Below are 13,667 nucleotides of genomic sequence, written 5' to 3'. Positions count from 1 at the left end.
GTGGCGACACTCTTTATTGCAGATCTTCATCTCTGCGCGGAAGAACCGGCGATCACCGCCGGTTTTCTGCGTTTTTTAGCGGGGGAAGCCCGCAAGGCCGACGCGCTGTATATTCTTGGCGATCTGTTTGAAGCGTGGATTGGCGACGACGATCCCAACCCACTCCATCGCCAGATGGCGGCAGCGATCAAAGCGGTGTCCGATTCCGGTGTTCCCTGTTATTTCATTCATGGCAACCGTGATTTTCTGCTCGGCAAACGCTTTGCCCGTGAAAGCGGCATGACGTTATTGCCGGAAGAAAAGGTGCTCGAACTGTATGGTCGCCGGGTATTGATTATGCATGGCGACACGCTGTGCACCGATGACGCCGGTTATCAGGCTTTTCGCGCCAAAGTCCACAAACCCTGGCTGCAAACGCTATTCCTCGCCCTGCCGTTGTTTGTGCGCAAACGCATTGCCGCGCGAATGCGAGCGAACAGCAAAGAAGCCAACAGCAGTAAATCGCTGGCGATCATGGACGTTAACCAAAACGCGGTGGTCAGTGCGATGGAAAAACATCAGGTGCAATGGCTGATTCACGGGCATACCCATCGCCCGGCAGTACATGAACTTATCGCCAATCAGCAACCTGCTTTCCGCGTCGTGCTGGGTGCCTGGCATACTGAAGGTTCAATGGTGAAAGTCACGGCAGATGACGTTGAGCTGATTCATTTTCCGTTTTAAATACCCGCAACTTTGCTGATTTCACAGCCACGCAACCGTTTTCCTTGCTCTCTTTCCGTGCTATTCTCTGTGCCCTCTAAAGCCGAGAGTTGTGCACCACAGGAGTTTTAAGACGCATGTCTTCCCGCAATAATCCGGCGCGTGTCGCCATCGTGATGGGGTCCAAAAGCGACTGGGCTACCATGCAGTTCGCCGCCGAAATCTTCGAAATCCTGAATGTCCCACACCACGTTGAAGTGGTTTCTGCTCACCGCACCCCCGATAAACTGTTCAGCTTCGCCGAAAGTGCCGAAGAGAACGGTTATCAGGTGATTATTGCGGGCGCAGGCGGCGCAGCGCACCTGCCAGGCATGATTGCCGCCAAAACGCTGGTGCCAGTGCTGGGCGTGCCAGTACAGAGCGCCGCACTGAGCGGTGTCGATAGCCTCTACTCTATCGTACAAATGCCGCGCGGCATTCCGGTGGGTACACTGGCGATTGGTAAAGCTGGCGCGGCAAACGCGGCATTACTGGCAGCACAAATTCTTGCGACTCATGATAAAGAATTGCACCAGCGTCTGAATGACTGGCGCAAAGCACAAACTGATGAAGTGCTGGAAAACCCGGACCCGCGAGGTGCGGCATGAAACAGGTTTGCGTCCTCGGTAACGGGCAGTTAGGCCGTATGCTGCGTCAGGCAGGCGAACCGTTAGGCATTGCTGTCTGGCCGGTCGGGCTGGACGCTGAACCGGCGGCGGTGCCTTTTCAACAAAGCGTGATTACCGCTGAGATCGAACGCTGGCCGGAAACCGCATTAACCCGCGAGCTGGCGCGCCATCCGGCCTTTGTGAACCGCGATGTGTTCCCGATTATTGCTGACCGTCTGACTCAGAAGCAGCTTTTCGACAAGCTTCACCTACCGACCGCACCGTGGCAGTTACTTGCCGATCGCAGCGAGTGGCCTGCGGTGTTTGATCGTTTAGGTGAGCTGGCGATTGTTAAGCGTCGCACTGGTGGCTATGACGGACGCGGTCAATGGCGTTTACGCGCCGATGAAACCGAACAGTTACCGGCTGAATGCTACGGCGAATGTATTGTCGAGCAGGGCATAAACTTCTCTGGCGAAGTGTCGCTGGTTGGCGCGCGCGGCTTTGATGGTAGCACCGTGTTTTATCCGCTGACGCATAACCTGCATCAGGACGGTATTTTGCGCACCAGCGTCGCTTTCCCGCAGGCCAACGCGCAGCAGCAAGCGCAAGCCGAAGAGATGCTGTCGGCGATTATGCAGGAGCTGGGCTATGTGGGCGTGATGGCGATGGAGTGTTTTGTCACCCCGCAAGGTCTGCTGATCAACGAACTGGCTCCGCGTGTGCATAACAGCGGTCACTGGACACAAAACGGTGCCAGCATCAGCCAGTTTGAGCTACATCTGCGGGCGATTACCGATCTGCCGTTACCGCAACCAGTAGTGAATAATCCGTCGGTGATGATCAATCTGATTGGTAGCGATCTGAATTATGACTGGCTGAAACTGCCGCTTGTGCATCTGCACTGGTACGACAAAGAAGTCCGTCCGGGCCGTAAAGTGGGGCATTTAAATTTGACCGACAGCGACACATCGCGTCTGACCGCGACGCTGGAAGCCTTAATCCCACTGCTGCCGCCGGAGTATGCCAGCGGCGTGATGTGGGCGCAGAGCAAGTTCAGTTAATTGATGCTCATTTTCTTGCCGGATGCGGCGTGAACGCCTTATCCGGCCTACCGTTCCGACACCGCCTGTAGACCTGATAAGACGCGCCAGCATCGCATCAGGCATGGTGTGCCGATTGCCGGATGCGGCGTGAACGCCTTATCCGGCCTACCGTTCCGACACCGCCTGTAGACCTGATAAGACGCGCCAGCATCGCATCAGGCATGGTGTACCGATTGCCGGATGCGGCGTAAACGCCTTATCCGGCCCACCGCTCCAACACCGACTGTAGGCCTGATAAGACGCGCCAGCATCGCATCAGGCATGGTGTGCCGATTGCAGGATGCGGCGTGAACGCCTTATCCGGCCTACCGTTCCAACACCGACTGTAGGCCTGATAAGATGCGCCAGCATCGCATCAGGCATGGTGTGCCGATTGCCGGATGCGGCGTAAACGCCTTATCCGGCCCACCGCTCCAACACCGACTGTAGGCCTGATAAGACGCGCCAGCATCGCATCAGGCTGGATGTGCCAATTGCCTGGTGCCCATCACTACAGCGAAATACAAGTCCCCGCTTCGCCCGCCAGCGTCTCTTCAATCCGCGATAACGCCCCAATCCACGCGGGTTTACCACGGCTTCTGACATAGCCACTCACCGCCGTTACCTTCGGCCCCATCGAACCATCGGCTTTGGCAAATGGCGCTAACTCATCCGGTGTGGCATGGCGAATGGCACGTTGCTGCGGCGTTCCCCAGTTTTCATATACCGCATCAGCATCGGTGAGGATCACCAGTCCATCGGCATTAATCTGCTCGGCGAGCAACGCAGCGGCAAGATCTTTATCAATCACCGCTTCACTCCCTGCCCCGTCTTCCGTCACAGGCACACCGCCGCCGCCACTGCAAATCACCACATGCCCCTCTTTGAGCAACAACTCGATGGCTTCGCTGTCGAGAATTTTACGCGGTTGCGGAGACGCCACCACCCGGCGTAAATATTTACCATCACGTTTCATCTGCCAGCCGTAAGCCGCTTCCAGTGCCTCTTGTTCTTCTGGCTGATAAACCGGACCAATAAACTTCTCTGGCTGCAAAAACGCCGGATCATCAGGCGAAACCTCAATGCGCGTCAGCACCGTCGTCACGGGCGGCATCTGCGGCTGTGCGCTCAAGCTCTGCGCCAGCATATAGCCAATCATCCCCTGGCTTTCCGCTACCAGCACATCCAGCGGATACGGTTCTACCTCTTTCCACGCCAGATTCTGTAACGCCAGCAGCCCCACCTGTGGCCCGTTGCCGTGAACAATCGCCAGCCGATAAGAACGGGCCAGGCGCGCCAGTGCGGGTACAGCACTGGCAATGTTGCGATATTGATTTTCTGCCGTCAGCGCCTCACCGCGCTGGAGTAAGGCGTTGCCCCCAAGAGCCACAACCAGTGTTTTCATGATTTTCCTTGTAATAATTGTTGGCCAAGCCAGAACCCCAGCAGCGTATCTGCCCCTGACGTATGCCCCAGCGCCAGCAGCGAATCAATCGCAACAGCGGTACGTTTCGGGCAACTCAGAGCATGAATAAAGTGCAGGAGTGGCGAGGCGAAATATCCTTGCGCGGCATAACGTAAATAACTGACGCTCACCGCTGTGGTAACGAGTTGAAGATTGTCGGAACAGGCAAAAAACGGGCGACCGGAGCGCGCATCTAAAGCGCCATAATACCAGGCCGCCAGCAGCATTCCGCTCAGCGTGTCATCATGACTTGGCGTTAATCCTGGGCCTTTACCCAGCCAGTGCCGCCAGTCGGTCTTAACGCCATTGAGCGCGGCCTGAAAACAGTGACGAAACTGGCGTAATTCAGCAGGAAGCGGATCGCCTGCCGCCAACGCCAGTGGCCCGAAAAGCCCGGTTTCCTCCGCGCGTTGCATCCATGCAACGGCAAGCGGTTGAGGATGCGCAGGCGGCGTAATACGCAGCAAACAATAACGCTGTGGCTGTTTAACCGTGAAACGCCCGAGGCGAATCCCTTGAACCACAACCTGTGGTCGTTCATTGCCGCATAATCCACCGCATAACGCATCGAATTGCGCGCGGCGAAGCACCCATCCTCCGGGGCCGAAACCACTACCCTGACGATGCAGCGTTAACAGTTCGCCGCTTTCCGTCATCAGGTTAATCGCCCGCCGCCACACGCCCGCTAACCGCCAGGACTGGCGATAATTCGGTGCGCTACGGCTGGCAAGCAGAGGATGGATGATCGTCATTGCGCGTTCCTCAACCTATCCCCATGCTTTCAGCCAGTGCTTCCAGCGCTTGTTCAAAGCAGGCCAACGGTGCCCGCACAGTGCCTGCGCCAATCTGCCCGATCCCCGCCTCTTTATGGGCGATTCCGGTATTGATGAGCGGCGTAATGCCGGTTTCTACCACGCGACGAATATCCAGCCCCAGGCACGCGCCCTGGAAATCCCAGCCGGGGATCTGCAACTGCATATTGCGTTCAAGGAAGATTTCCGCCATCTCTTCAGATACCGCTCTGGCCGCTTCCATGCCACCCGCACCGACAAAGCGCGTTACGCCAGGCGCTGCGATCATCGCCGCACCGCCAATACCAAAGGTTTCGGTAATTGCGCTATCGCCCATATCCGGGTTCGCCTGCTCCTGCGAGAAGCCGGTGAAAAACAGCCCTTGGGGAGTGTTTACAGGCGCAGTAAACCAGCGTTCGCCCAGCCCGCTTACCCGAATCCCGAACATATTGCCGTTGCGGGTCATAGCCGTGACGATGCTGCCTGCGCGGATCATCGCACCAGCATCCATCGCCGCCTTGCAGTAAGCCATCGCGAGGTTAAGGAAGAACTGATCGGTCACGCTGAGGAAATCCATCACTTCCGCGATGTGCTGTTTATCATGATCGAGGCGAGCAATGTGTGGGGCCAGCGCACGCATTAACAGTGCTGAGGAAGCAATATTGCGTTGATGGAACTCATCGCCCATGGTAATGCCCTGCGCCATCATCGCGGTGAGATCGATACCGCGCTCCATGCGCCCCAGCGCCGCGCTTAATACTGGCATTAACACATCGCGCATCCAGCGATGGCGAGTCAGAACATCTTCGCCGTAAGCGCCAAAACGCATCACTTTGCCGATACCTTCGTTGAGGTTGCAGTACGCCCGGTTGCCGTCGGTCACGTTCTCGACCACCAGCATCGGCATACTGGCAGAAGTAATGCCGCCCATTGGCCCGACAGCATTCACATGGTGACAAGGAATGAAGTTCACTTCCCCCTGCTCCAGCATTGCCTGTGCCTGCGCTTCATCTTTCGCCCAGCCTTCGAACAGACATGCGCCCACGCACGCCCCTTTCATTGGCCCGGTCATCTCCTGCCAGCGCATTGGCGGCCCGGCGTGAAGCAGTGTTTTGCCCTTGTTTAGTTCGCTGATAAGTGAAGAAGCCGGTTGCACATCCAGCCAGTGTGGACGAGCGCGACGAATTTGTTCGATAACCGCAGCATTGGCTTGCGCCACTGATGTAAACATGGGAACCCCTTATTGCAAACGTTCTAATAAACGAGCCAGTTTTTTATTGCCGCCGGCGACTGGCGACCATTGGTAATGCACAACCGGTTTGCTGGCGCTTTGTAGCTCCAGCGCAAAGCTGCGTAATCCGATGTTAATCACGGCGACGTTTTCCAGTAATGACGGTGTGTGTTGCTGTGTGGCTGACGAGAGCGGATGAATTAACGCCGCAGCCAGCAAGGTGGCTTCCGGTAGCGAACTCACTACCGCGATCCCCGCATCTTCCAGCGTGGCGATTTGCTGCGAGCGGCATTGCGGGTCACGTTCAGTGCCTGTCACCGTGGCAATGGCATACAGTGGTTGATTGTCTGAACGCGCGGCACAGGCTTTTTGCCAGGCGCTCACCAGCGAGGCGGCAGGATCGGCGGTCGCACCGAAGCCAATCACGACATCAAGCAGCAACACGCGCACTTGCGGTTTAGCGCCGAGATCGGCAATTAACAGGTTGCGTAAGGTCGGGTCGATCATCGGATGGGGACGCCCGACGGTGTAAAAATCATCGCCCAGGTCGAGGATCTGATGTCCGTCGGCGTCCAGCATCATGCCATGTTGATGGGTATCGTCGGCTTCCACGCCAAGGTGTCCGGCAAGTAATCCCGCCGCTTCAGCAGCCAGCGTACCGCCGGTATACAAACCGCAAATAAATCCGCTGCTGACAGGCGCTATCGCGTTACGTCGCGCAGTGACGCGTGAAAGCAGACAAGCCAGACGAGCGGCCTCATCCAGCGAGGAGGCAAACCAGACATTCTCGTCGCGGGCCACCGCCGGGGTATAACCTAAAAACAGCGCCACCGTCGGTTTGCCAGTTGCTTTCATGGCATTAACAATTTTCAGACGCACAGTTTCGGCAGGTGGTTTTGAAACAAATGCCAGCACTTCGCTTTTCTCGTCTGCACTGAGCATTTCCAGCGCCGTTAGCGCACTGATGCCGCCCACTTCACGGCTGAGATCGCGCCCGCCAAGACCAATCGCGTGAGTAATTCCCTCCCCTGCCAGCGCAATCTGTGAGCACAGCTCCTGAATCCCGGTACCGGAAGCGCCTATGACGCCAATGTTGCCTTCCGGCATCACGTTAGCAAAAGCCAGCGGCGTGGCGGCAATCATCGACGTACCGCAGTCTGGCCCCATCACCAGCAAGCCTTTTTCCCGCGCGCGGGTTTTAAGTTGGATTTCATCTTCCAGCGTGACGTTATCGGAGAACATCATCACGTTGAGGTTGCGATCCAGCGCCTGGTTCGCCAGCTCCGCCGCATACTCACCAGCCACTGAAATCAGCGCCAGATTGGCATCGGGTAATTTCTGACAGGCACTGTCCCAGCGACGCACCTGCGTCAACGCCTGGCTGCTGCCTGAACCCTGCGCCAGTTGTTTTAGCGCCTCTTCAAGCTGCTGCATAACCGCCTGCGCGATCCCCGCATCCGCCGCTTCGCTACGAATTGCCACGCAAATATCGTTCGGCGTGGCGTGATTAAAATCGTCATGCCAGAAACCTGTAGTATCTAATAACGCTTTATTGGCGGGCGTACCCATCATTACGGAAACATCATCAACATTTTCTGATTCGCTGAGTTTTCGTGAAATAATCATTAAACTGACCGAATCCTGAAAACACCCTTTTTTAATAAAGGCGTGGATCATAACAACTCCTTAAAAATTGCACCCATGGCAATTGCACGAGCAGTGTTAATATGGCGATTACGGTATCGATGACAACGAGTAAATAAGGTGATGAATATCACACAGGGATTATTAACAAAAGAATTCAAATAACCGCCAGGCTATTACGTATTATTTTTTAATAAGTGGGGTTGTTTTAAAAACCAGGTTAAAAGCGAGCGGATTATCAAATAAATTCTAACTATATTTTTTTGCCTGTCTGGATCACATAATCCAGATATTTTCCCTGTATGTTAATTGCAGTCATGCTTCACACCGTCGTTAAAAAGGAAGACAGATGAAAATCAGTCGGGAAACACTCCACCAGCTAATCGAGAATAAACTCTGCCAGGCTGGGTTAAAACGTGAGCACGCTGCAACCGTGGCTGAAGTATTGGTTTACGCCGATGCCAGAGGGATCCACTCTCATGGCGCGGTGCGCGTTGAATACTACGCCGAACGCATTTCAAAAGGCGGCACCAACCGCGAACCGGAGTTTCGTCTTGAGGAAACCGGACCGTGCTCGGCAATTTTACATGCCGACAATGCTGCCGGACAGGTCGCGGCGAAAATGGGTATGGAACATGCCATCAAAACCGCCCAGCAAAAAGGCGTTGCGGTGGTCGGTATCAGCCGGATGGGTCACAGCGGCGCAATCTCTTATTTTGTACAGCAGGCAGCTCGCGCCGGGTTAATTGGCATTTCGATGTGCCAGTCCGATCCAATGGTGGTGCCGTTTGGCGGCGCGGAAATTTACTACGGTACTAACCCACTGGCCTTTGCCGCGCCGGGAGAAGGCGACGAGATCCTTACCTTTGATATGGCGACTACCGTACAGGCATGGGGAAAAGTGCTCGACGCCCGCTCGCGTAATATGTCTATCCCGGATACCTGGGCGGTCGATAAAAACGGTGCACCAACAACCGATCCATTTGCAGTTAACGCCCTGCTCCCTGCCGCCGGACCGAAAGGGTATGGCCTGATGATGATGATTGACGTCCTCTCAGGCGTCTTACTCGGCTTACCGTTCGGGCGACAGGTTAGTTCGATGTATGACGATTTACACGCCGGGCGTAATTTGGGGCAATTACATATCGTTATTAATCCGAACTTTTTCTCCTCCAGCGAATTATTCCGTCAACATCTTAGCCAGACCATGCGCGAATTAAATGCCATTACCCCCGCGCCCGGTTTTAATCAGGTTTATTATCCCGGACAGGATCAGGATATTAAACAACGCAAAGCCGCCGTCGAAGGCATCGAAATTGTTGATGATATTTACCAGTATTTAATTTCCGACGCGCTTTATAACACGTCATACGAAACGAAAAATCCCTTTGCACAATAATTATTGAGACAGGACTTTCTTATGATTACACATTTCCGTCAAGCCATAGAAGAAACGCTGCCCTGGCTTTCCTCTTTTGGCGCTGACCCAACGGGTGGGATGACCCGTTTACTTTATTCGCCGGAATGGCTGGAAACCCAGCAGCAATTTAAAAAAAGAATGGCAGCAAGCGGGCTGGAAACACGTTTCGATGAAGTGGGGAATTTATACGGTCGCCTGAGTGGCACCGAATATCCACAGGAAGTGGTTCTGAGCGGTTCGCATATCGATACCGTGGTTAACGGCGGTAACCTCGACGGGCAATTCGGCGCGCTGGCGGCGTGGCTGGCGATTGACTGGCTGAAAACGCAATACGGCGCGCCGCTGCGAACGGTCGAAGTGGTGGCAATGGCGGAAGAAGAAGGCAGCCGCTTCCCGTATGTCTTCTGGGGCAGTAAAAATATCTTTGGGCTGGCGAATCCTGACGACGTGCGGAATATCTGTGATGCCAAAGGAAATAGTTTTGTCGATGCAATGAAGGCTTGCGGATTTACTCTGCCGAACGCCCCACTAACTCCGCGTCAGGATATTAAAGCCTTTGTCGAACTGCATATCGAACAGGGTTGTGTGCTGGAAAGTAATGGTCAGTCAATTGGCGTGGTGAATGCAATTGTCGGACAACGTCGCTATACGGTGACGCTGAACGGCGAATCAAACCATGCAGGCACCACGCCGATGGGTTATCGTCGTGATACGGTTTACGCTTTCAGTCGCATTTGCCATCAGTCAGTTGAGAAAGCGAAAAAGATGGGCGATCCGCTGGTGCTGACCTTTGGCAAGGTGGAGCCGCGCCCGAATACGGTGAATGTAGTGCCGGGTAAAACCACGTTCACTATTGATTGTCGTCATACCGACGCTGCCGTGCTGCGCGATTTCACCCAGCAGTTAGAAAACGACATGCGGGCGATTTGCGATGAAATGGACATTGGTATTGATATCGATTTATGGATGGACGAAGAACCCGTGCCGATGAATAAGGAGCTGGTCGCCACCCTGACAGAATTGTGTGAAAGTGAAAAACAGAACTACCGGGTAATGCACAGTGGTGCCGGGCACGACGCGCAAATTTTCGCGCCTCGCGTGCCGACCTGCATGATTTTCATTCCCAGCATCAACGGGATCAGCCATAACCCGGCGGAACGCACCAATATTACCGACCTTGCCGAAGGGGTCAAAACGTTGGCACTCATGCTTTATCAACTTGCCTGGCAGAAATAAGGAGTTATAAATGGGATATTTAAATAACGTCACCGGTTACCGCGATGATTTACTGGCTAACCGTGCGATTGTGAAACACGGTAATTTCGCACTGTTAACACCAGACGGTCTGGTAAAAAATATTATTCCGGGCTTTGAAAATTGTGACGCGACAATCCTCTCCACGCCAAAGCTGGGTGCCTCTTTTGTTGATTATCTGGTCACACTGCATCAAAACGGCGGCAACCAACAGGGCTTCGGTGGCGAAGGCATTGAAACGTTCCTGTATGTGATCTCTGGAAATATCACTGCCAAAGCCGAAGGGAAAACATTTGCCTTAAGCGAAGGTGGCTATCTTTATTGCCCGCCAGGCTCCTTAATGACGTTTGTTAACGCCCAGGCCGAAGACAGCCAAATCTTTTTATATAAGCGTCGCTATATTCCGGTAGAAGGTCATGCGCCGTGGCTGGTTTCTGGCAATGCCAGCGAACTGGAACACATTCATTATGAAGGCATGGACGATGTTATTCTGCTGGATTTTCTGCCCAAAGAGTTAGGTTTTGATATGAACATGCATATCCTCTCTTTTGCGCCAGGTGCCAGCCACGGTTATATCGAAACTCACGTCCAGGAACACGGTGCCTATATTCTTTCCGGTCAGGGGGTTTATAACCTCGACAATAACTGGATCCCGGTGAAAAAAGGCGATTACATCTTTATGGGCGCTTACTCCTTACAGGCCGGTTATGGCGTAGGGCGTGGTGAAGCGTTTAGTTATATTTACTCAAAAGATTGCAACCGCGACGTAGAGATTTAAGTCATACCACTCGCCTGATTATTTTTAGCTATGTTGGATTTTGCCACGGTTTATTCCGTGGCTTTTTTTGTAGTCAATTCAGGTAAAAAAAGATGCGATATAAATCGCATCCGCTTTAAAGGTAAGAGTCAGTTTTTAATTCCCTGACCTATTTTAATGGCGCAGGCAATATTTCGCGCGCTGTTAAAGAGATTGGTTTCACCGCTGGCGAGCACTTCGGCTAGAGGTGCCAGACGTGGCAAAATGCTGAATACCGCGTCAATGCCGTACTGGTGCACCACTTCCACGCCATCACCCAATACGCCAGCAATCCCAATCACCGGGACATTAAACTGCTTCGCCACCGACGCCACGCCCAGCGGCGCTTTACCACCTGCCGTTTGCGAGTCGATGCGCCCTTCCCCGGTGATCACCAGTGCTGCGCCCTGCACTGCCTGCGCAAGATTGACCGCATTCAACACAATCTCAATACCCGGTTTAATATCCGCATTGAGGAATACCGCCGCCGCAATGCCCATACCGCCCGCCGCGCCACCACCCGCCATCTGGCAGACGTTGATTTCAGTTTGCTGTTGTAAAACACGGGCGTAATTTTGCAGCCCCTGTTCCAGCTCTTCGACCATTTCTGGCGTCGCCCCTTTTTGCGGGCCAAACACCGCCGCCGCGCCGCGTGCCCCTACCAGCGGATTATTAACATCACATGCGACTTCAATATGGCAGTTCGCCAGACGCGGATCGCATTCATCCATCTCAATACTTGCCACGCGTGCTAAATTGCCGCCGTTAGCCGCCAGCACCTGACCGTAGGCATCAAGGAAACGCACACCGAGCGCCTGCGCCATGCCCATACCGCCGTCAACCGTCGCGCTACCACCAATGCCGAGAATAATATGGCGAATGCCGTTATCCAGCGCATGGCGAATTAACTCCCCCGTACCAAAACTGGAGGCCAGCAACGGATTACGCTTTTCAGGCGCGACCAGCATCAGGCCGCTTGCCGCAGCCATCTCAATCACCGCCGTTTTCCCGTCGCCGGTAATGCCATAAAAAGCATTCACTTTTTCGCCCATCGGCCCGCAGACTTCAAGCGTCACGATGTTGCCGCCCGTCGCGGCGACCATCGCATCCACTGTCCCTTCGCCGCCATCCGCTATCGGTAAACAGATATAGTGCGCATCGGGAAAGAGGGTCGAAAACCCGGCTTTAATTGCCTGACAACATTTTTCTGCACTTAAGCTCTCTTTAAACGAGTCTGGCGCAATGACAATCTTCATTATCAATCCTTTTTCAACAAATTATTCGATGCGTTCCCACGGAATAAGATTATCCATAAGAACAGCCAGTAAAATTCCGACCAGTAAGCCGTTACTGAGCAGAGGACGAAGCGTTAATGGAAGGTCTTGCAGATACACAGGCGGTAATGCCATTAAAAATATGCCGACAAATAACGGCAATGCGAGTCGATAAATATTGCGAGCGGTAAACGTGATTTGCTGGCTAAACACCAGCGCGGAAAAGAGTAAAGGCAGATAAGAAACCAGCATGACCGCGCTACTCATCGGTAAGGGGATACTGCAAAACAGTCGCGTGAGTGCCGGAACCAGTGCCACCAGCAGGCAAATAACGCTGCCATAAATAAACGAACGCCGCGTGTAATCGCCAGTCTGGGTTAATAAACCAATGGATGAAACAAACGGTGAAAATGGAATTACCGCCAGCGGCACGGTTATCAGTGTCATAAATCCGGTCGCCACAAAGCTGCGACGATAACGTGTATTCCCCGCGCCCTGCTGCGGATAAAAAACATCCGTGCCACGAATCGCACCGTAGGTATTGCTGATATTTACCAGACCTGTAATCACCGCCGTCAGAATAATCCCCGGCGACAAAGCACCGCCACTGCCGAGCGGGAACCACTGCCAGTGCAACTCACCGGAGAGCGAATGCGAAGAAGGAAAGCAAAAGTACCACAACAACCAGCCGGTTATGGTACCGACCAGCAGGCCATAACGGGCAAAACGTTGCGGCAGAAAGATAATCATCGCCAGTACCAGGCACATCACCGCGACCGAAAGCGCGAACGGCGGTAACTGAATTTTAAAATTCGGGTCGGCTATGCCAAACGGCAGCCCGAGCATACCTTTGAAAAAGATAGTGGTCAGCTGCGCGCCCAGCATCAACATAAACAAGACCATCACCGACGGCGTAAATAACCGTGCCAGGCGATGGCCTAATCCGCTAAAACCAATCAACATCGTCAGCACGCCGGAGAGCGCAATTCCCACCGCCAGACTGGTAGCGATATCGTTGATCGGTGTCCCGCGCGATGCTTCGCCAAGGGTGATAGTCAGGATGGTTCCCCACCACAGGCCGCCCGGCCCCTCCATAATAGCGCGACGATGACCGCAGAACGCCTGAGCGAAGCAGGCCAGTGCGGTAGCAAGAAAAGCATATTGCGTGAGCGTAAGCAGGCTACTTTGCGGCAACTGAAAAGCAGAAAGTAGCGTAGGAGGAACCACAACCGTGTTGCAAAAAATAAAGAAAAACCACTGAAATCCTGATAACAGGCTTTCGCGGCTGACTGCAAAATTGAACATAAAAACACCTTAACCGGAGAATGCCCGCCGCAAGGACGGGCATTGCAGGGGCC

At 54.0% G+C, this 13,667-nt stretch carries 12 protein-coding genes; 6 read left to right on the top strand and 6 right to left on the bottom strand.

Annotation, left to right across the window (positions count from 1 at the left end; translation table 11 throughout):
* From lpxH to purK, 3 genes are all read left to right on the top strand, one after another.
* Window positions 1-723: a UDP-2,3-diacylglucosamine diphosphatase gene (gene lpxH / locus ACJHWT_RS03510; RefSeq protein WP_000212237.1), complete on the top strand. Its 723-nt coding sequence runs from the start codon at window positions 1-3 to the stop codon at window positions 721-723.
* 116 nt (window positions 724-839) lie between these two features.
* Window positions 840-1,349: a 5-(carboxyamino)imidazole ribonucleotide mutase gene (purE, locus tag ACJHWT_RS03505; RefSeq protein ID WP_001295318.1), complete on the top strand. Its 510-nt coding sequence runs from the start codon at window positions 840-842 to the stop codon at window positions 1,347-1,349.
* On the top strand, window positions 1,346-2,413 hold the full coding sequence (gene purK, locus ACJHWT_RS03500; protein WP_000815523.1) for a 5-(carboxyamino)imidazole ribonucleotide synthase: 1,068 nt from the start codon (window positions 1,346-1,348) through the stop codon (window positions 2,411-2,413). Before purE ends, purK begins: the two co-directional genes overlap by 4 nt.
* Window positions 2,414-2,945: 532 nt before the next feature.
* Here the strand turns inward: purK and ACJHWT_RS03495 are convergent.
* The 4 genes from ACJHWT_RS03495 to ACJHWT_RS03480 are packed head-to-tail and all read right to left on the bottom strand — an operon-like array spanning window position 2,946 to window position 7,598.
* Entirely contained in the window at window positions 2,946-3,839 is an 894-nt protein-coding gene (locus ACJHWT_RS03495; protein ID WP_000855388.1) for a carbamate kinase, read from the bottom strand.
* Window positions 3,836-4,651, bottom strand: coding sequence for a DUF2877 domain-containing protein (locus tag ACJHWT_RS03490; RefSeq protein WP_000152514.1), 816 nt, complete (start codon window positions 4,649-4,651; stop codon window positions 3,836-3,838). The genes ACJHWT_RS03495 and ACJHWT_RS03490 overlap by 4 nt, the downstream gene beginning before the upstream one ends.
* A gap of 10 nt (window positions 4,652-4,661) precedes the next feature.
* Entirely contained in the window at window positions 4,662-5,921 is a 1,260-nt protein-coding gene (locus ACJHWT_RS03485) for a DUF1116 domain-containing protein (protein WP_000495398.1), read from the bottom strand.
* A 9-nt stretch (window positions 5,922-5,930) separates the two neighbouring features.
* Window positions 5,931-7,598 carry an acyl-CoA synthetase FdrA gene (locus tag ACJHWT_RS03480; protein ID WP_000580808.1) on the bottom strand — a complete coding sequence of 556 codons (1,668 nt, stop codon included), beginning with the start codon at window positions 7,596-7,598 and terminating at the stop codon, window positions 5,931-5,933.
* 316 nt (window positions 7,599-7,914) lie between these two features.
* On the opposite strand from ACJHWT_RS03480, the gene allD reads away from it, so the two are divergent.
* From allD to allE, 3 genes are read left to right on the top strand one after another with little or no spacing between them, the layout of a single operon-like run.
* A complete protein-coding gene (gene allD, locus ACJHWT_RS03475; protein WP_000703886.1) occupies window positions 7,915-8,964 on the top strand; it encodes an ureidoglycolate dehydrogenase in 1,050 nt (349 codons plus the stop codon).
* Window positions 8,965-8,985: 21 nt separating this feature from the next.
* Window positions 8,986-10,221, top strand: coding sequence for an allantoate deiminase (gene allC, locus ACJHWT_RS03470; RefSeq protein ID WP_001317664.1), 1,236 nt, complete (start codon window positions 8,986-8,988; stop codon window positions 10,219-10,221).
* Between the two features lie 10 nt (window positions 10,222-10,231).
* Window positions 10,232-11,017 carry a (S)-ureidoglycine aminohydrolase gene (allE, locus tag ACJHWT_RS03465; RefSeq protein WP_000540944.1) on the top strand — a complete coding sequence of 262 codons (786 nt, stop codon included), beginning with the start codon at window positions 10,232-10,234 and terminating at the stop codon, window positions 11,015-11,017.
* Window positions 11,018-11,145: 128 nt separating this feature from the next.
* Here the strand turns inward: allE and glxK are convergent, their stop codons facing one another.
* On the bottom strand, window positions 11,146-12,291 hold the full coding sequence (gene glxK, locus ACJHWT_RS03460) for a glycerate 3-kinase (protein WP_001317663.1): 1,146 nt from the start codon (window positions 12,289-12,291) through the stop codon (window positions 11,146-11,148).
* Between the two features lie 21 nt (window positions 12,292-12,312).
* Complete coding sequence (locus tag ACJHWT_RS03455) at window positions 12,313-13,614, bottom strand: uracil/xanthine transporter (RefSeq protein WP_000481540.1); 1,302 nt, start codon at window positions 13,612-13,614, stop codon at window positions 12,313-12,315.
* Window positions 13,615-13,667: the final 53 nt, after the last annotated feature.

Source organism: Escherichia sp. WS338 (assembly GCF_046486405.1).
Lineage (GTDB): Bacteria > Pseudomonadota > Gammaproteobacteria > Enterobacterales > Enterobacteriaceae > Escherichia > Escherichia coli.
The sequence above is the reverse complement of the archived record's forward strand: the minus strand, read 5'-3'. Positions and strand labels throughout refer to the sequence as shown.